Source organism: Pseudolabrys sp. FHR47 (assembly GCF_005153485.1).
In the GTDB taxonomy this organism is placed as follows: domain Bacteria; phylum Pseudomonadota; class Alphaproteobacteria; order Rhizobiales; family Xanthobacteraceae; genus Pseudolabrys.
Map to the genome: position 1 here is coordinate 124375 of NZ_CP039740.1, position 18345 is coordinate 142719.

The window sequence follows — 18345 nt, forward strand, 5'->3', positions numbered from 1 at the left end:
GTTTCCACGTCGCTCGAAAACGCTCCGAGGAGCCCTCAATGCCGTCGACCTATCTCGATTCCGCCGTGTTCCGCGACGTCTTCACGACGCCGGCGATGCGTCAGGTCTGGTCGGACGAAAACCGCACCCAGAAATATCTGGATTTCGAGCGGGCGCTGGCGGTGACGCAGGGCCGGCTGAAGATCATCCCTCAGGACGCCGCCGACGAGATCGCCCGGCACTGCGTGCTGGCCGAACTCGACATGGCCAAGCTCAAGGAGGCGACCGAGCGCGTCGGCACGCCGATCATGCCCGTGGTCCAGCAACTGGTGAAGCTGTGCAAGGACAAGCACGGCGAATGGGTGCACTGGGGCGCGACCACGCAGGATGTCATGGACACCGCGACGGTGCTGCAAATCGCCGAGTCGCTCGATCTCGTCGACGCCGAGCTTGGCGGCATCTGTGACGGCCTTGCCGCGCTCGCAAAAAAATATCGCGACACGCCGATGGCCGGCCGCTCTTATCTGCAGCAGGCGGTGCCGATCACTTTCGGCTGCAAGATGGCGACCGTGCTCGCCGGCTTCGAACGCCATCGCGAGCGGCTGAAGCAACTCAAGGCGCGCGTGCTGGTCGGCGAATTCGGCGGCGCCGCCGGCACTCTGTCGTCGCTCGGCAAGGATGGCTTGGAGTGCCAGGCCGAACTGATGAAGGAACTCAAGCTCTCAGCCCCGGCGATCACCTGGCACACGGTGCGTGACACGATCGCCGAGACCGGGACGTTCCTCGCGCTGGTCACCGGCTTGTGCGCCAAGATCGCGCTCGACGTGAAGCTCTTGATGCAGACCGAAATCGAGGAGGTCTATGAGCCGTCGGCGCCGGGCCGCGGCTCGTCATCGACCATGCCGCAGAAACGCAATCCGATTTCGTCGGTCTACATCACGGCGCAGAACGCGATGGTGAAGCAACACGCCGGCGCTTTGCTGGAATCGATGGTGCAGGACCATGAGCGCAGCGCCGGCGCCTGGCAGATCGAATGGCTCGTGCTGCCGGAGATTTTCATGCTGGCGGCGGGCGCGCTGGCGCAAACGCGCTTCCTCGCCGAAGGCTTGCAGATCAACGAAAAGAACATGGCCGAGAACCTGACGATCACCAACGGCCTCATCATGTCGGAAGCGGTGATGATGAAACTCGGCGACCGCATGGGCCGTGACCATGCGCATCATCACGTCGCGGCGATCGGCCGCGAAGCCGCCAAATCGGGACGCCCGCTGATCGACCTGCTCGCCGAGGACAAGGAGATCGCGCAATACGCCACGCGCCAGGACCTCGAGGCTATGATGGACCCGGCGAATTATCTCGGCGCCGCCGGCGAGATGGTCGATCGGGTGATTAAGGGGCGGGGAAAGTAAGTCTTCATCTTCGCTGCCACACAGGCGTCGTGCCCCGCGAAAGCGGGGCATCCAGTAACCCCGGACTTTCATTGAGCCGAGCGCTCAGTGGCTACTGGATCGTCCGCTTTCGCGGACGATGACGACGCGGCCGCAGGCATCGTCCGCGAAATCAGCGAAGCGACGATGAACGTCGCAACGCCGATGCCCGCGAACAGCATCGGCAGCGTCGCGCCGACATGCTGCAGCAGCGCCACCAGCACTGTGCCGCCCGTCATAAACGCGGCATTGAGCACGTTGACCGCCGCGACCGTGCGCGCGCGATAATCCTTGTCCGACCAGGCCTGCACCGCGGCGAAGGACGGCACGATGAACAGGCCACCGGCGATGGCGAGGCCGGCGAGATCGACGGCAACGCGAACGCCGAGCGCGGTGGAAAACACCTGCGTTGGCGTCTGTCCCGCCGCGACGGCGACCTCACCGAAGGTGGCGAAGCCAAGATCACAGGCGAATGCGCCGAGCAGCAGCGCGCCGAAGAAGGTGATTCGCAGCACGATGCGGCCGCGCGCCAGGATGGCGGCAAGCCCGGAGCCGATGCCGACCGCGACCGAGAACAGCGCGAGATAAGCGGTCACCGTGTCCTCGTTGCCGCCGATCAAGGTCTTGATCAAAGGCGGCAGCAGCGACAATACGACGATGCCGACCAGCCAGAACCAGCTTGTCACCAGCGCACCCCACCACAGCCGGGGATCGGCGCGCAGGTGGCGAATCATCGCCACCGTGGAGCGCGCGATGTTGCGGCTGATCTTGAGATGCGGCGCGCCTTCGCCGCTCGGCGGAATGCGCAATGCCGCGAGCCAGCACGACAGGGCAAAGCCGATCACCAGAACGCCGAAGGTGGCGGCGCCACCGCGATGCGCGGCGATGCCGCCGACAATGGTGCCGGTGAGGATGGCGATGAAGGTCGCGCCCTCAATCAGCGCGTTGGCGGCCGGCAATTTCTCCGGCGGCTGATGGTCGGGCAGGATGCCGTATTTGATCGGACCGAACAGCGCGGCGATGACGCCGAACAGGCCGAGCGCCACGAACATCAGCGCGACCGACTTGTGCATGTGGCCGTATAGCGCGAGCGCGGCGACGAAGATCTCGACGAACTTCACCCATTGCGCGACCCGCGCCTTGTCATAGCGGTCGGCCAGCTCACCGCCGAGACCGGACAGGAAGAAATAGGGTGCGATGAAAACCGCGCCGGCCAGCGTGATCAGCACCTCGGCCTGGCCCGACGTCACATTGGCGCCGAACAGGATGAGGAAGACCAGCGAGGTCTTGAGGAAATTATCGTTGAAGGCCGCGAAGAACTGGCACCAGAACAGGGGTGCGAATCGGCGCGACAACAGGAGCGGCGTGGCCATGCCGCTCCATAGCATGATGATTCGCAATGAGCGCCTGATTTACCTCAGGCGCTCACAGGAATGGCGGACGCGCGATGGCGCGTTTGGGGGAGTTGTCAGCGCGCGCGGCCGACGCGCCGACGGCGCTTGGGCTCGGCGGGCTGGAATTCGCGGTTCTGCAAAATCAGCGCGGCGGTGCCGCAGGCAAGAGCGATGGCGAGCGCGATCGTGAACAGATTGATCCACATGGTCTGGCTCCTTCGCTGGCGCGCGGGACAAATCCGCGCCTGTTCCGAAAATCCGGCCGAAGAGAACGCATGGCCAGATATTTCGTTCCACTCTACGAGTGGCAGCAGGTTACCTGCTGGAATCACAATAAAAATTTTAGCCGGTCCGGCGCGCCATCACAACCGCAGCGACGACTGCAGTTCACCGAGCAAGACGCGCAGGTCGAGCTCGCGCAATTCGATATAAGCTTTACGCAGCCAGCGCTGCAATTCGATATGCGCATCGAGCGGAATGTTGCGGGCATTGGCCAGTCGATCGTCGGCGAAGGAAAACGGCGGCGTCTCGACGAATTTGCGCAAGCCCGGCGCCAGAGCCGGCAGGCGCAGGATGGCGCCGCCGCGCGCCGCGGTCGGAAAACGATCGCGATGCTGCGTCGGGCCCAGCATTTCGTTATGCACCGGCGTCAGCGCCGCGCTCGGAAAGCGCGCGCGCAGAGTGCGATAGGCGTCGCCGGCCGCCTTGTCGGATGAAATCATGAACAGGATGACCGGCGCGATCTCGCGCTTACGCGCTTCCTCCGCAAATCCGATGCGATAAGCGATGTCGAAGAATGCCTGAAAAGAGTCCGCGCCGACATCGACGATCTTGCTGCCGCCCTCTTCGCTGACGAGCTGATCGAACAAGGCCATCTGGCCCTGCACGCTGCCGATCTCGGCGATGACGGTGTCGTCCGGCGCGAATTGCTGCAGCCGGTTCTCGGCCTGGCCCTGACCTTGGCCGAGGTCGAAGGCACACGCGACGCGACCCTCGTGCTTGTGATAGTCGATCAGCACGCGCGACAGCAGCGTCTTGCCGACACGCGGCCGCGGAGACGCGACGATGTAGACGGAGTGGCGAAACGACATCGTCTCTCAAGCCAACTGGCGAACGCTACGAAATACGTCCAGTAAAGACAAACGGCGCTGTCGTCGAGACAGGCGCCGTTCGCAACGCGGATGCGCGAGAAAATCCGGAGGGCTTAGCCGGCGACCTGACGGACGTTGCTTTCCGCCTTCGGCGACAACAGGTCGACGAGCTTGACCTTGTCGTATTCGGCCCAGACCTGGCCGAGCCAGTGGCGCACATAGCCGCGCAGCACGAACGAATAGTTGGCAGCTTCGCCCTTGCCCGACTTGTTGGCGACAAACTGCACGTAAGGCACGCTCGCCACTTCGACCTGCTCGGTCGCCATCTCGTTGAGCTTCGGGATGGTGATTTCCTGCGCGTTCTTGATCTGGTTGAAATACGAATTGTAGGTCGCCGGGTCCCAGTCGAAGAACGAGGTGTCGTTGATGTGGTTCTTGACCAGGAAATAGCTGGCGTCGCCGACGAAGCGCGCGGTCTCGGCGATCTCCTGCAGCGAGGCGATCGAGGGCCCGAGGATGTGGAACACCGCGAAGGTGATCTGGCCCTTCTTGGCGGATTCGAGGAAGCCGATGTCGCTCAGCGCCTGCAGTGTCGAGGACAGGAGGCCGGCGCGGATGTCGATCACCGTGACCTGCGCCGGCGTCGAGCCGAGCGTGTCGAAGATTTTCATCTGGTCGGAAACCGAATTCACATCGACGATGTCGGTGTGGTCGGGATGAAAACGGGTCAGCGTGCCGCGCGGCGTCTCGGTGTCGAAGGCGCGCGTCGGGATGTGGTGGGCACCGAAATAGTCGAGCAGCGTGCGGGCGACGGTGGTCTTGCCAACTCCGCCTTTGTCGGCACCCACGATAACGACGGCTGGTTTTGCCATTTGGTCACTCTAGAAGCGAATTGCGACAGTATTGGTGTCGCGCCAAGTTTACCCAAAGGGACCGGCCCGGACTGGCCATCACCGGCCGCCACGCCGACATACGCCCCGCTACCCCCGCCGTGAAGCTGCCCGGAATCGTGTTCGCTGGCAAGATTGAACGACAATTCGCATGGAAACGACGGATTTTGCCGATTATTCGGCACGGCCGGACCGATCCGCCGTCATCCGTTCGTCGTAGAGGGGAGTCGTTGTCGTAAAGGGGAGTGGTGCCGATGGAGGGATTTGAACCCCCGACCACCCGCTTACGAAGCGGATGCTCTACCGCTGAGCTACATCGGCGCCATAAGGCGCTTTAGTATCGGCGTCGCTCCGGATTGGCAAGTTTGGCAAGGGGCTGCCAAGACCGACGCCGCACCTGAACAGCTTACCGGAACAGCTTGCCGCCGCGCGGCCAGCCATCGCCCGGCAGGGGCTTTTCGGCCAGCGGATCGGGATCGAGGCCGGCATCGGGGCCCGGATCGTCCGGCACCTGGATCAGCGGCACAATCGGCTCGGCTGCCGCGGGCTTCGGCACAGGCTTGGACATGGTTTTGGTGGGCTTGGACGGCAAAGGCGCCGGCCCCGGTTGGGCTGGTTCGGCTTTCGGCGCTTCGCTCGGCGCCACCGCCTTGATCTCGATCGGCGCGGGCGCTTCGTCGACCGGCTTGAGTTCCGGCATCGGTGGCGGCGGCGCATCGACCACCGGATGCGTCATGCCGATTTCCGCGAGCGGCACGCGCCATTCATAGCCATCGAGACGACCGCGCGGCGACACCGGCAGCCAGCGATCCGACACCACGCCATCGGCGGTCCACACCGGATCGGGCGCGGCGCGCATGGCGCGGCCGAGCCACTCGCGCACACGACCCTCGTCGCCATGCTCGGTCTCCTCGATCTCGGCCATCAAGGTGGCGATGCGTTTCGACGGCGCGTTGAGATAAGGCGCCAGTGCATCGCGCGCGATCTTGAACTCGCGCGCATCGATGGCGGCGCGCGCCACCGCTATGGCGCCTTCGCGAATGGCGGTCGGCTCCTCCGGCGATTTCTCCGCCAGTGATTGCATGCGCGTCAGCCGCGCGCGGGCGGTGTCGCCGGGCCGCAGGTTGGCGTAAGCCTCGGCGATATCCGGATGCGGATTGAGGCGCCACGCCGCGATCAGCACCTTGCCGGCGCGGCGTTGATCGCCCGCTTCGGCAAGCCGACGCCCCGCAAAGGCGGCGGCCGGCACCAGTCCCGGCGCCAGCTTGACGGCATCGAGCACGGCGAGCCGCGCGGCATCGCGATCGCTCTCTTCCAGCGTCAAGGCTCGCGCCGTCAGCAGCACGGCGCGCTTGCGACGATAGTCGTCCTTGTCGAGCGACGAGCGCATGGCGTCGAGCGACTTGAGCGCGCCGCTCCAGTCGCCTTGCGCGCAGCGATCGTCCAGCACCGCCTGTCCGGCCCATGTCAGCGCCGGATCGGCTTCCGCCGCCTGCTCGGCGACGCGGCGCGCGGTGATGGCATCGTTGCGGCGCTGCGCTTCGATGTAGAGCCCGCGCAGGCCGAGCAGCTTCGTATTCTCGTGCCGCGTCATCTCATGAAAGGCGCGCTCGGCGCCAACACGATCGCCGGCCAGTTGCGCCGATTGCGCGGTGAGCAGCAGTGTCAGCGGATCGCCGGGCGACAACCGCGCCGCTTCATCGGCGGAACGGCGCGCCAGCCGGGCGTCGCCGGAGCCGATGGCAATAAGGCCGCGCGAGATGGCGAGATAGCCTTTCATTGCGCGGCGATGCCGGAAGAACAGCGAAACCTGCTCGGGCGAGCGCCAGATGGCGCGCGCCACCGACCAGAACATCACGCCAATGACGATCAGCGCCGCGACCGCGAGCAGCAGCACCATCACCGATGTTTCGACGTGATAGCCGAGCCAGGTGACGACGACATCGCCGGGACGATCGGCGAGCCAGACAAATCCAGCGGCGATCAGCGCAACGGTGATGAGAAAGAGAACGACCTGGATCATGCCGCCCTCACTTCGAACCCAGAGCGCGCGTCGCGCCGGTCGCAAAATCGCGCGCGGCATCGAGCGCCTTCTGCCGCGCGGTGGCGCGCGTCACCCAGTTGGCCGCGACCTGCCGGGCCGCCTCCGGCAGCGTGCCGATATCGGCGAGCGCCGCGGCGATGTTGTCCTGCGCCGCGCTCTGCTCGATGCGCGCCAGCACCGCGGCAGCATCGTTACCGGCCGGCGCGTCGGCCGGACGCACGCGCACCAGATTTTCGGCGTTTGCCTGCAGCCGCTCAAGGAAGCCGCCGCTCGATGCCGGCGTGCCGGCGGCCTTCTTCATCTGCGGCAACAGATCGGTCAGCTCTTTCGCCAGCGTCTTCGCGCTCGGCACTCCCGAGGCCGCGAAAGGCCACAGCAGCGCCAACGCCTTCTCGTCGGCGCCGAGCGCTTTGGCCTGCGCCAGCTCTTCGGCAAAGGGCGCGCCGCGCAGCACGGCGTCGCGCACCGCAGCGGCACTCAGCGCGAGCCGCGCCGATTTGTCGGACTCGGTCGCTTTTGCCAGTTGGGCGCGCGCCGTCTTGGATTGTTCTTCCAGCGCGGCGAGCCGCTGCTGCAACGACGCCAGATCGGCAGACGACGCGCCCGCGGCGGCGGTCTTCGACACGTCCTGCACATTGCTGCGCAAATCGGCGGCGGCTTTCTCAGCGGCTTCGGCGCGCGACTGGGCGGCGCGGGTCGTCGCGGCGAGTTCGTCGGTGCGGCGGCTGAGTGCGGCGAGCGCGACGCCGAGTGACTTCATGGCGTTGTCGTCGACCGGCGCCGACGCGATTTTCGAAACGCTGTCCTCGATCTTGGCAATTCGGGCAGCGAGTGCGTCGGTCGCGCCGGTATTGGCTACAGGCGTCCCCGGACGGCTCTGTAGCTGTTTGATCTGCGCTTCGAGCGTGGCGATGCGCGGGTCGGGCGCTGCGGTCTGTTCGGTCGCAAACAATCCGGCGGACCAGCCAATGGCGATCACGATGGTCGCGGCGGCGGCGCCCGCGATACCGCCGATCACCAGCGGCTTGAGCACGCCGCCGCGCTCGGGCGGCGGCGGTGCATCAGCGGGCGGTACGGAACCGGGCGCATCGGATGCCACCGGCGGTTCGGGCGGCGCTTCGACAACGGATTCAGGCGCAGTTTCAGGAACCGCGGTGTCCGGCGTCTCGGCCGGCGGTATTTCCTTCGCCTCAAGATCGATGGTCGGCGCGGCGCGCTTGCGGCGGCCGGCGGATTTGTCGGGCGTTACACCATCAGGAGTGGGATTCGTGTCGTTCATGCTGTGCGAACCCTACCGATTTGAAGCCCTGGCCGCAGCAATTAAAACCGCGAAGGTGACGAAACCATAAAGCGTCAGGACTCGAGGAGCGCCATCATCGATTGCTCATCGGGCCTTTTCGCGACCGCCACATTGCGGGCACCGGCCTGAATCAGCACCGCAGCGATCGGGCCCGAGAGGCAAAGCTGCCGCAAGCGCGTCGCCTGCGTGGCGACGCCGGCGACCTTGGCACCGGTGATGAACTGCTCGGCGCTGCGCATCGAGTAATGCATCGCCGCCTCGACCGCGCCGCTTTGCAATGCGCCGATCAGTTCCGGCGAAAACGGCAGCGGCACGGCGCGATAGACCACCGCAAGATCGGCAGCGATGCCGTGCATGGCGAGATCGCCGATCAGGTCGCCGCTGCGATCCTCGCCGGCGAGATAGAGTATAGGCGCGCGCGCATCGGGACGCTGCTCGGCGATCAGCCGCACCAGGTCGTCGACATCGCCGCCCGCGGTGTGAACATCCGTGAAGCCAGCGGCGCGCGCCGCCTCGGCGCTGCGCTTGCCGACGGCATAGAGCGGCAAGGCGGTCAACGCCGCGCGCGCCGGATGATCGGCAATCGCCGCAGCCGCATTGGCGCTGGTGATGACGACGGCGCCGTAGGCGTGATCGAGCGCCAGCGGCAGATGTTCGACCCGCAGCAGCGGCGCGACCACGGCGATATGGCCGCGCTCACGCAAGGCGGCGGCGGTGCGTTCGCCGTCCTCCTGAGGCCGCGTCACCACGATACGCATCGTTACCCCTCGCTGCGGAATGGCCGCACGAATGTCAGTCGAAGAAATCCGGGCCGCCGATTTTCTTCAATGCGCGCCCGGCCTCTTCGCCGATCCTGACTGCATCGCGAATGTGACCGTTGCCGGTGATGTCATGCGCGGCGGTGCCGTCCGGCCGCGCAATGAGGCCGCGGAAATGCAGCGTATCGCCGGACAAAGTCGCGTGACCGGCGAGCGGCGTCTTGCACGAGCCATCGAGCGCGGTGAGGAACGCGCGCTCGCAGGCCACCGCGATGAAGGTCGGCGCGTGATTGATCGGCGCCACGAACTGCCGCGTGCGGTTGTCATCGCCGCGCGTCTCGATGCCGATCGCGCCCTGCGCTACCGCCGGCAAGAACTCATCGGCCGGCATGATGTGAGTCGCGTGGTCCGCGAGCCCCATCCGGTTGAGCCCGGCAATGGCGAGCAGCGTTGCATCGACCTCGCCGGCTTCCAGCTTGCGCAATCGCGTTTCGACATTGCCGCGCAGCGGCGACACGACGAGATCGGGCCGTGCTTTCTTGACGATGGCCTGCCGGCGCAGCGAGGCGGTGCCGAGCCTTGCGCCCTGCGGCAGATCGGCCAGCGACTTCGCCTTCAGGCTGATGAAAGCGTCGCGCGGATCCTCGCGCTCGAGGCAGGCGGCCAGCATCAGGCCGGGCTGCGAAATGGTCGGCATGTCCTTCGCCGAATGCACGGCGAGATCAATGCGGCCGGTGAGCAGTGCCTCCTCGATCTCCTTGGTGAACAGGCCCTTGCCGCCGACCTCGGACAAAGGCCGGTCCTGGATGGCATCGCCGGTGGTCTTGATGACGACGATCTCGAATGCCGTTTCCGGCGCGCCGGTGGACCGCGCCAGCAGCGTGCGCACGAGATTGGCCTGGATCAGCGCCAGCGGTGAGCCGCGCGTGCCGAGGCGAAGAAGGGGGGCCGATTGCGCCATATGTCCTCGCGGTGCTAGGGGCGTCTTTTAGAGCAGCCGGCAGGCAAATGGAAAGGCACCAACGCGCCATGCTCGTCCTCGGTATCGAGACGACCTGCGACGAAACCGCCGCCGCCGTGGTCGAGCGCAAGGCCGACGGCACCGGACACATCCGGTCCAATGTCGTGCTCAGCCAGGTCGACGAGCACGCGGTATTCGGCGGCGTGGTGCCGGAAATCGCCGCGCGCGCCCATGTCGAGGCCATCGACGTCATCATCGACGAGGCGATGCGCGAGGCCGGCACTTCTTATGACGATCTCGACGGTATCGCCGCCGCCGCCGGGCCCGGCCTGATCGGCGGTGTCATTGTCGGTCTGACCACCGCCAAGGCCATCGCGCTGGTGAGAAACAAGCCGCTGCTTGCGATCAATCACCTTGAGGCGCATGCGCTCACCGCGCGGCTGACCGACAACACCGCGTTTCCTTATCTCCTGTTTCTCGCCTCCGGCGGCCACACCCAGCTCGTCGCCGTGCTCGGCGTCGGCGAATACGTAAGGCTCGGCACCACACAGGACGACGCCATCGGCGAAGCCTTCGACAAGACAGCCAAGCTGCTCGGCCTCGGCTATCCGGGCGGGCCGCAGGTCGAGCGCCAGGCCTTCAGCGGCGACAAGACCCGCTTCGCCCTGCCCCGCCCGATGCAGCATCGCAAGGAGGCCGACTTTTCTTTCTCCGGCCTCAAGACGGCCTTGCGGCTCGAAGCCGAGCGCATCGCGCCGCTGTCGCCGCAGGACGTCGCCGATCTGTGCGCCTCGTTTCAGGAGGCGGTCGTCGATGTGGTGCGTGATCGCCTGCGCGCGGGATTGAAATTGTTTCGGGATCGTTTCGGTGAACCCAGCGCGCTGGTCGCTGCCGGCGGCGTCGCCGCCAATCAGGCGATCCGCGGCGCACTGACCCGCGTTGCCATGGAGACCGGCACGCCGCTCGCCGTGCCGCCGCTCAAACTGTGCACGGACAACGGCGCCATGATCGCCTGGGCCGGGATCGAGCGCCTCGCCCTTGGCCTCACCGACACCATGGAATTTGCCCCCCGCGCGCGCTGGCCGCTCGATGCCGGTGCCGCGGCGCAAGGTGCGCTGACCCGCACGGCCGCGTATAAGTAGCCTCCCGATCCTGCCGGAAAACACCCGCATGACCATTCAACGCATCGCTGTTCTCGGAGGCGGCGCCTGGGGCACCGCGCTGGCGCAGACCGCCGTGCGCGCCGGACGCGACGTCACGTTGTGGGAATTCGATGCCGGCCATGCCGAGCATCTGGCCACGCAGCGCGAAAGCCGCTTCCTGCCCGGCGTGAAGCTGGAGCCCGCGATCAAGGTGACGCGTGCGCTCGGCGAAGCGGCGCAGAACGACGCCATTCTGCTGGTGGTGCCGGCGCAAGCGCTGCGCTCGGTGGTGACGCAACTGACGCAAACCATGAAGCCCGGCACGCCACTCATTGCCTGCGCCAAGGGCATCGAGCACGGCACGCACAAGTTCATGACCGAGATAATCGCCGAATGCACCGACGCTGCGGTGCCGGCGATCCTGTCCGGGCCGAGCTTTGCCGCTGACGTGGCGCGCGGCCTGCCGACCGCGGTGACCATCGCGGCGGCGGATTCGCTCGTCGCCGAGAAGCTGGCGCATGCGCTCAACTCCGGCAGCTTCCGCCCCTATCACTCGACCGACATTCGCGGCGTCGAGATCGGCGGCGCGGTGAAGAACGTGCTGGCGATTGCCTCCGGCATCGTCAATGGCCGCGGGCTGGGCGCGAGCGCGTCCGCCGCGCTGACGACGCGCGGCTTTGCCGAAATGGTGCGCTTCGGCCGCGCATTGGGCGCACGGCCGGAAACGCTCACCGGCCTGTCCGGCCTTGGCGACCTCATCCTCACCTGCTCGTCGCCGCAGTCACGCAACTTCTCCTACGGCGCCGCGCTCGGCCGCGGCGAAACGCCGAGCGGCAAGCTCGCAGAAGGCGCCTTCACCGCGCCGGTGCTTCTGGAAATGGCGCGCGACAAGAACATCGACATGCCGATCTCGGCCGCTGTCGCCGCCGTGCTGGCGGGCGAGCACAGCGTCGATGAAGCGATCGCCGCGCTGCTGTCGCGGCCGATCAAGGCGGAGGAGTAGCCGCCGCCGTCATGCCCCGCGAAGGCGGGGCATCCAGTACGCTGCAGCGCTTGCGAGGGAAGCGAGGTCCGTGATTACTGGATCACCCGCTTGCGCGGGTGATGACACTGAGTGTTGCCGACGCTGGAGACACAAATGCCCTACTGGCTTCTGAAATCCGAGCCCGATGCCTGGTCGTGGGACCAGATGGTGAAAGCCGGCGCCAAAGGCACCGCCTGGACCGGCATCCGCAACCACACCGCCAAGCTCAACATGATGAAAATGAAGAAGGGCGACCGCGGCTTCTTCTACCACTCCAATGTCGGCAAGGAGATCGTCGGCATCGTCGAGGTCATCAAGGAGGCCTATCCCGATCCGACCGCGAAGGCCGGCGAGCCCTGGGTTTGCGTCGACGTCAAGGCCGTGGAAGCGCTGCCGAGGCCCGTGACCCTCGCCGCCATCAAGGCCGAACCGAAGCTCGCCGAGATCCAGGTGCTCAAACAGTCGCGGCTATCGCTGCCGGCGATCACCGACGCCGAATGGAAGCTGGTCTGCAAGATGGGCGGGCTGTGACCGCCACCTGGCGGGGCGGTATCGGGCCGAACAGCCGCCCCACCTTGATATTTCCCAAAGGTCGCACACGACGAAAGTCGCACGCCCGGCGCTTGTGACCGGTTGCTCCCACAGCGCATAATGGCCCCGGAACCATAAGCGCCCCCGGGCTCAACCGGGGTGCCGCGCCATGCCGCGATACCGGGAGGGGAGTACGATGTCCGACGAGAAGATTTACGGCGTTCCGGCCGACTGGAAGGCCAAGGCCTATGTCGACGACGCGAAGTACGAGGAAATGTACGCGCGCTCGATCAAGGACCCGAACGGCTTCTGGGGCGAGCAGGCCTCCCGTATCGACTGGATCAAGAAGCCGACCAAGGTCAAGAACACGACCTATGACACGCACAATGTCTCGATCAAGTGGTTCGAGGATGGCACGCTGAACGCCTGCTACAACTGCGTCGACCGCCACCTGCCCAAGCGTGCCAATCAGACCGCACTGATCTGGGAAGGCGACGACCCGAAAGACGACAAGACGATCACCTACAAGCAGCTGCACGAGCAGGTGCAGGTCTTCGCCAATGTGCTCAAGGCGCGCGGCGTCAAGAAGGGCGATCGCGTCACCATCTACATGCCCATGATCGCCGAGGCCGTGGTCTCCATCCTCGCCTGCGCCCGCATTGGCGCCGTGCATTCGGTGATCTTCGGCGGCTTCTCGCCGGACTCCATCGCCGGCCGCCTCGAGGACTGCAAGTCCACCGTCATCGTCACCGCCGATGAAGGCCTGCGCGGCGGCCGCAAGGTGCCGCTCAAGGCCAATGTCGATGCGGCTTGTGACAAGGTCGGTGGCGTCACGACCGTTATCGTCGTCAAGCGCACCGGCACTGCCGTGAACATGGAGCCCGGCCGCGATTTCTATTACGAAGATCTCGCAATGACCGTACCGGCCGAATGCCCGTGCGAAGAGATGAGCGCGGAGGATCCGCTGTTCATCCTTTATACGTCGGGCTCGACCGGCAAGCCGAAGGGCGTGCTGCACACCACCGGCGGCTACCTGCTCTATGCGTCGATGACGCATCAATACGTCTTCGACTATCACGATGGCGACGTCTACTGGTGCACCGCCGATGTCGGCTGGGTCACCGGCCACAGCTACATCGTCTATGGTCCGCTCTCTAACGGCGCCATCTCGCTGGTGTTCGAAGGCGTGCCGAACTACCCGACCACGTCGCGCTTCTGGGAAGTCTGCGACAAGCACAAGGTCAACATCATCTACACCGCGCCGACCGCGATCCGCGCGCTGATGCAGGGCGGCGAAGGTCCGGTGAAGAAGACCTCGCGCCAGTCGCTGCGCCTCCTGGGCTCGGTCGGCGAGCCGATCAATCCGGAAGCATGGGAGTGGTACTATCACGTCGTCGGCGACGACCGTTGCCCGATCGTCGATACCTGGTGGCAGACCGAGACCGGCGGCATTCTGATCACGCCGCTGCCCGGCGCGACCAAGCTCAAGCCCGGCTCGGCGACGCGGCCCTTCTTCGGCGTGGTGCCGGAGATCGTCGATGCCGAAGGCAAGGTGCTGGAAGGCGCCACCTCCGGCAATCTGTGCATCGCCGATTCATGGCCGGGCCAGATGCGCACGGTCTATGGCGATCATCAGCGCTTCATCGACACTTATTTCAAGACCTATCCGGGCAAGTACTTCACCGGCGACGGCTGCCGCCGCGACGAGGACGGCTATTACTGGATCACCGGCCGCGTCGACGACGTCATCAATGTGTCCGGCCACCGCATGGGCACGGCGGAAGTCGAAAGCGCCTTGGTCGCGCACGCCAAGGTTTCGGAAGCCGCGGTGGTCGGTTATCCGCACGACATCAAGGGCCAGGGCATCTACGCCTATGTCACCTTGATGGCCGGCGAGAAACCGACCGACGAGTTGCGCAAGGAACTGGTGCAGTGGGTGCGCAAGGAGATCGGCCCCTTCGCGGCGCCCGACCTCATCCAGTTCTCGCCCGGCCTGCCGAAGACGCGCTCCGGCAAGATCATGCGCCGCATCCTGCGCAAGATCGCCGAGGACGAGTTCGGCAATCTCGGCGACACCACGACGCTCGCCGATCCGGCCGTGGTCGACGACCTGATCAGCAATCGCCAGAACAAGAAAGAGGGCGCGAAGGTTTAAGCGTTTTTCCTTTTGTGAAGCTACAAGGCGCGGGCCCGCGAGGGCTCGCGCCTTGCTCTTTATGACATTTCGTCGAATTTGTTTTGCGTGCTAAAATTTCGCAGATCAATTCACGAGAACATGATGCTGAAATTGTTACGGATCGACCGCTCCGGCCCAATCGGCATCGCTGTTATTATTCTTGCCTTGGCAACAGCCGCGCACGGACAGCAACCTCGCGCTTCGGCAACGGAAGAGCAGACTCTCGCGTTTTTCTACAAAGATCCGAAGCCTGAAAGAATGGCGCGTCTGATGGAGGCGCTTGCCACCAGTCAGGCACCTGCCAATGCCTATCCGCCCGTCGCTGGAGCGCTGACCATCATTCTTCTCAAACAACCTTCGGTGCTCGAAAAGGTCATGCCCGCGAACCTGACGCCGCAAGCCGCAACGGCGATCGCGGCGGCGGTGACTTTGTCCGGCGGACCGCCGATCTCCGATACCGCACGAACCCGGCTGGGCAAGGCGGGCAGGGACAATTGGTTATCGCTCGAATTCGCGAACTTGCCTGACCGGCTTGACGATCTCGTGGTCCGAACGCCGACACACCTGGACCTCTTGTGGGGCGCTGCTTTAGCCAGCGGCGACCCCAGATATGTTCGTAAAATCATCGGGTATTTCGCCGCGACCGCCAACGAGTCGGAGCTTGTTGCTATCGACGTCGCTCGAACCGCTGTCGCAATGGCCGGCGGTCCCAAGGAAATCTACAATGAGTTAAAGTCGAAGTATGGCGAGAAAGGCCGCCAGATTATTTTCGCGGGCGTTGCATTGTGGGCCCTTCAGAGCAATGCGCGGCAACACGAGTTCGTCGATCGGGAGGTTGCGGCTTACTTGAGCACCAATCCCGGGACGCCCGCATCGAAAGCATTGTCGGCGCTTCGTTCGAAACGCACATAGCTGTCCTAAATCGAGAAGTTCCTTACGCCGCGTTTACGTTACCGGCAGCTTTCCGCCGTCCGGTATCGGCCTCGCCTTATGATCCGCCCGGTAATTCCGGGCGGCTAAGGCATGTCTCACGTACTCATCAAACGAACGGTTCTGTTCGTCACCTTCGTCCTGTGCTGGGCGGCGTTTGCCGCCGTCGTCGCGCAAGGTGCGCCCTATACCGGTGCGCCCGCGCCGGGCGAGCGCGGCGTCGTGGCGTTTTCCGGCTTCGCGCCCGGCACCATCGTGGTGCGGACCAATGAGCGCTATCTCTATCTTGTGCTCGACGAATATCGCGCGCTGCGCTTCCCCGTCGGCGTCGGCCGCGAGGGCAAGACCTGGACCGGCAAGGCGCGCATCGAAGGCAAATACGTCAAGCCGGCCTGGGCGCCGCCGGAAGACATCCGCCGCGACAATCCGAATTTGCCGCAGGTGATCGCCGGCGGCGACAAGCGCAATCCGATGGGCGATGCCGCGCTCACCATGCGCGGCGGCGACTATGCCATTCACGGCACCAACAATCCGCGCTCGATCGGCGGCTTCGTCTCCTATGGCTGCATCCGCATGTTCAACCGCGACATCCGCGAACTGTATCGCATGGTCGATGTCGGAACGCCGGTCATCGTTGAACAGTGACCGCCAAGGTCTGAAGTTTGCCATGACGTTCCTGCCGCGCCTCGGCGCCCTTCTCCTTCTTCTCGGTTCCCTGATCGGCGTCCAGCCGGCGCTGGCGCGCGGCGATGTCGTGCAGTTCCGTAGCGCCTACAGTCCCGGCACCATCGTCGTCTCCACCGGCACGCGGCAACTTTTCTATGTACTGCCCGGCGGGCAGGCGATCCGCTATCCGGTCGGCGTCGGCAAGGCCGGCATGGCCTGGCACGGCCGCGCTTATGTCGCCGCCAAGCACATCCGCCCGGCCTGGGCGCGTATTCCTGGCCGCACGCCAACTTATCCGGGAGGTTCGCCGCAGAACCCGATGGGCGCCGCGGCGATGGGGCTCGACCGCGGTAATTACGCCATCCACGGCACCAACGATCCGTCCTCGATCGGCGGCTATGTCTCCCATGGCTGCATCCGCATGCACAACGCGGACATCATGGACCTCTACCGCCGCACGCCGCTTGGCACCGAGGTCTATGTGGTGCAGTGAGCCTGCCCCCAGATACTGCACGCACTTTTTCGTCATGCGCTCGCGCCAGCGACACAATTCGTGGCAATAAGGGGGTCATGGCGCGCGCGCGAATCGCCCCTCAAGCTGAAGTCCCCGGTCTGGCCGCCCGGCGCATCGCCACGGATATCGTCGACGGCGTGCTCCGCCGCCGCATCGCGCTCGACGATCAGCTCTCCGGCAAGACCGCGCATCTGGGCCTCGCGACGCTTCCCGACCGCGACCGAGCGCTGATGCGCCGCCTCGCCGCCACCGTGCTGCGGCGGCTCGGCACCTTGCGCCATCTGGTCGGCGGCTTCCTCGACAAGGGCTTTCCGGCCGATGCACCGCGCACCGAGACCATTCTGCTTGTCGGTGCCGCGCAGATCCTGTGGCTCGACGTGCCGGATCACGCAGCGGTCGATCTGTCGGTGCGCCTCGCGCAGGCCGATCGCCGCGCCTCGCGCTATGCCGGCCTCGTCAACGCCGTGCTGCGCCGCGTTGCGCAGGCGCGAAAGGAGTTCGACTCGTCCGATGTCACGCGCGACACGCCGTCCTGGCTGTTCGCGCGCTGGCAGAAGACCTATGGCGATGCCACCGCGCGCGCCATCGCATCCGCCAACGGCCATGAGCCGGCGCTCGACCTCACCGTCAAGCAAGACGCGGCGCATTGGGCCGAGCGTGTCCACGGCAAGGTGCTGCCGACGGGAACCGTACGCACCTTGGCGCATGGCGCGATTTCACTGCTGCCCGGTTTCGTCGAAGGCGCCTGGTGGGTGCAGGACGCCGCCGCGTCGATCCCGGCGCAGCTGTTCGGCAACCTGGCCGGCAAGGATGTCTGCGATCTGTGCGCCGCGCCTGGCGGCAAGTCGGCGCAGCTCGCCAATGCCGGCGCCCATGTCACCGCGGTCGATCGCTCGCCGGCGCGCATCGCGCGGCTGAAGGAAAACTTCGCGCGGCTCAAGCTCAATGTCGAGACCGTGGCCGCCGATGCGCTGGAGTGGCAACCGGACAAGCAATTCGATGCCGTGCTGCTCGATGCGCCCTGCACCGCGACCGGAACCATCCGCCGCCATCCCGATGTGCCGTGGCTGAAGTCGGAGAACGATCTCGGCGTGCTCACCTCGCTGCAAAGCCGGCTGCTCGACCGCGCCGCGGGCCTGCTCAAGCCTGGCGGTATTTTGGTCTACTGCACCTGCTCGCTGGAACCGGAAGAAGGCGAAGCCCAGATCGCCGCCTTGCTGGCGCGCGATCCACGCCTTATGCGCGCACCGATCGCCGCCGCGGAGGTGTTCGACCAGGCCGAATTCGTCAACACGCAGGGCGAATTGCGCACCCTGCCGCATTACCTGCCGGACACCGACCCGCGCTGGAGCGGCCTCGACGGCTTCTTTGCCGCCCGCCTCACCCGGAAACCGGGCTGACGGGACTTATGCACCGCCGCCCGCGTTAGCGGCGGCATCATTGGCCCGGGCCGGACCCTTCCGCTATCTTACGGATTGCACGCGGGAATCGCCCACGTCGCTGGGGACGAATAGAGGC

The 18345-nt window shown here is 65.6% G+C and carries 17 protein-coding genes and 1 tRNA gene; 9 read left to right on the forward strand and 9 right to left on the reverse strand.

From position 1 onward, the window contains the following. Positions 1-38 precede the first annotated feature (38 nt). Positions 39-1388, forward strand: a complete 1350-nt coding sequence (gene pcaB / locus E8Q40_RS00645; RefSeq protein WP_137042573.1) for a 3-carboxy-cis,cis-muconate cycloisomerase — start codon at positions 39-41, stop codon at positions 1386-1388. 68 nt (positions 1389-1456) lie between these two features. Here pcaB and E8Q40_RS00650 read toward each other — a convergent pair whose 3' ends face one another. The 9 genes from E8Q40_RS00650 to hemC form a co-directional block, all read right to left on the reverse strand. Continuing rightward, a complete protein-coding gene (locus E8Q40_RS00650; RefSeq protein WP_246662967.1) occupies positions 1457-2779 on the reverse strand; it encodes an MFS transporter in 1323 nt (440 codons plus the stop codon). 95 nt (positions 2780-2874) lie between these two features. Then, positions 2875-3006 carry a hypothetical protein gene (locus E8Q40_RS22340; RefSeq protein ID WP_255473862.1) on the reverse strand — a complete coding sequence of 44 codons (132 nt, stop codon included), beginning with the start codon at positions 3004-3006 and terminating at the stop codon, positions 2875-2877. A gap of 156 nt (positions 3007-3162) precedes the next feature. Then, positions 3163-3891 carry a hypothetical protein gene (locus E8Q40_RS00655; RefSeq protein ID WP_137042574.1) on the reverse strand — a complete coding sequence of 243 codons (729 nt, stop codon included), beginning with the start codon at positions 3889-3891 and terminating at the stop codon, positions 3163-3165. A gap of 113 nt (positions 3892-4004) precedes the next feature. Beyond that, positions 4005-4763 carry a hypothetical protein gene (locus E8Q40_RS00660; protein ID WP_137042575.1) on the reverse strand — a complete coding sequence of 253 codons (759 nt, stop codon included), beginning with the start codon at positions 4761-4763 and terminating at the stop codon, positions 4005-4007. Positions 4764-5027: 264 nt separating this feature from the next. Further along, positions 5028-5102: transfer RNA gene (locus E8Q40_RS00665), tRNA-Thr, on the reverse strand. 85 nt (positions 5103-5187) lie between these two features. Continuing rightward, positions 5188-6804 (reverse strand): heme biosynthesis protein HemY, encoded by a 1617-nt coding sequence (locus E8Q40_RS00670; protein ID WP_137042576.1) that lies wholly within the window; start codon positions 6802-6804, stop codon positions 5188-5190. A 7-nt stretch (positions 6805-6811) separates the two neighbouring features. After that, positions 6812-8104: a COG4223 family protein gene (locus E8Q40_RS00675; protein WP_137042577.1), complete on the reverse strand. Its 1293-nt coding sequence runs from the start codon at positions 8102-8104 to the stop codon at positions 6812-6814. A gap of 74 nt (positions 8105-8178) precedes the next feature. After that, complete coding sequence (locus E8Q40_RS00680) at positions 8179-8883, reverse strand: uroporphyrinogen-III synthase (RefSeq protein ID WP_137042578.1); 705 nt, start codon at positions 8881-8883, stop codon at positions 8179-8181. A 34-nt stretch (positions 8884-8917) separates the two neighbouring features. Continuing rightward, on the reverse strand, positions 8918-9844 hold the full coding sequence (hemC, locus tag E8Q40_RS00685; RefSeq protein WP_137042579.1) for a hydroxymethylbilane synthase: 927 nt from the start codon (positions 9842-9844) through the stop codon (positions 8918-8920). A gap of 68 nt (positions 9845-9912) precedes the next feature. Here hemC and tsaD point away from each other — a divergent pair, with 68 nt between their 5' ends. From tsaD to E8Q40_RS00725, 8 genes are all read left to right on the forward strand, one after another. Then, complete coding sequence (gene tsaD / locus E8Q40_RS00690; protein WP_137042580.1) at positions 9913-10986, forward strand: tRNA (adenosine(37)-N6)-threonylcarbamoyltransferase complex transferase subunit TsaD; 1074 nt, start codon at positions 9913-9915, stop codon at positions 10984-10986. 28 nt (positions 10987-11014) lie between these two features. Continuing rightward, the gene (locus E8Q40_RS00695; RefSeq protein WP_137042581.1) at positions 11015-11989 is read left to right on the forward strand and encodes an NAD(P)H-dependent glycerol-3-phosphate dehydrogenase; all 975 of its coding nucleotides are present in this window, start codon (positions 11015-11017) and stop codon (positions 11987-11989) included. A 135-nt stretch (positions 11990-12124) separates the two neighbouring features. Next, on the forward strand, positions 12125-12541 hold the full coding sequence (locus E8Q40_RS00700) for an EVE domain-containing protein (protein WP_137042582.1): 417 nt from the start codon (positions 12125-12127) through the stop codon (positions 12539-12541). 196 nt (positions 12542-12737) lie between these two features. Further along, a complete protein-coding gene (gene acs / locus E8Q40_RS00705; protein ID WP_137042583.1) occupies positions 12738-14696 on the forward strand; it encodes an acetate--CoA ligase in 1959 nt (652 codons plus the stop codon). A 120-nt stretch (positions 14697-14816) separates the two neighbouring features. Next, positions 14817-15629, forward strand: coding sequence for a hypothetical protein (locus E8Q40_RS00710; RefSeq protein WP_137042584.1), 813 nt, complete (start codon positions 14817-14819; stop codon positions 15627-15629). 111 nt (positions 15630-15740) lie between these two features. Beyond that, entirely contained in the window at positions 15741-16292 is a 552-nt protein-coding gene (locus tag E8Q40_RS00715; RefSeq protein ID WP_137042585.1) for a L,D-transpeptidase, read from the forward strand. Between the two features lie 22 nt (positions 16293-16314). Continuing rightward, a complete protein-coding gene (locus E8Q40_RS00720) occupies positions 16315-16806 on the forward strand; it encodes a L,D-transpeptidase (protein WP_137042586.1) in 492 nt (163 codons plus the stop codon). Positions 16807-16883: 77 nt separating this feature from the next. Further along, complete coding sequence (locus tag E8Q40_RS00725; RefSeq protein ID WP_137042587.1) at positions 16884-18227, forward strand: RsmB/NOP family class I SAM-dependent RNA methyltransferase; 1344 nt, start codon at positions 16884-16886, stop codon at positions 18225-18227. Positions 18228-18345: the final 118 nt, after the last annotated feature.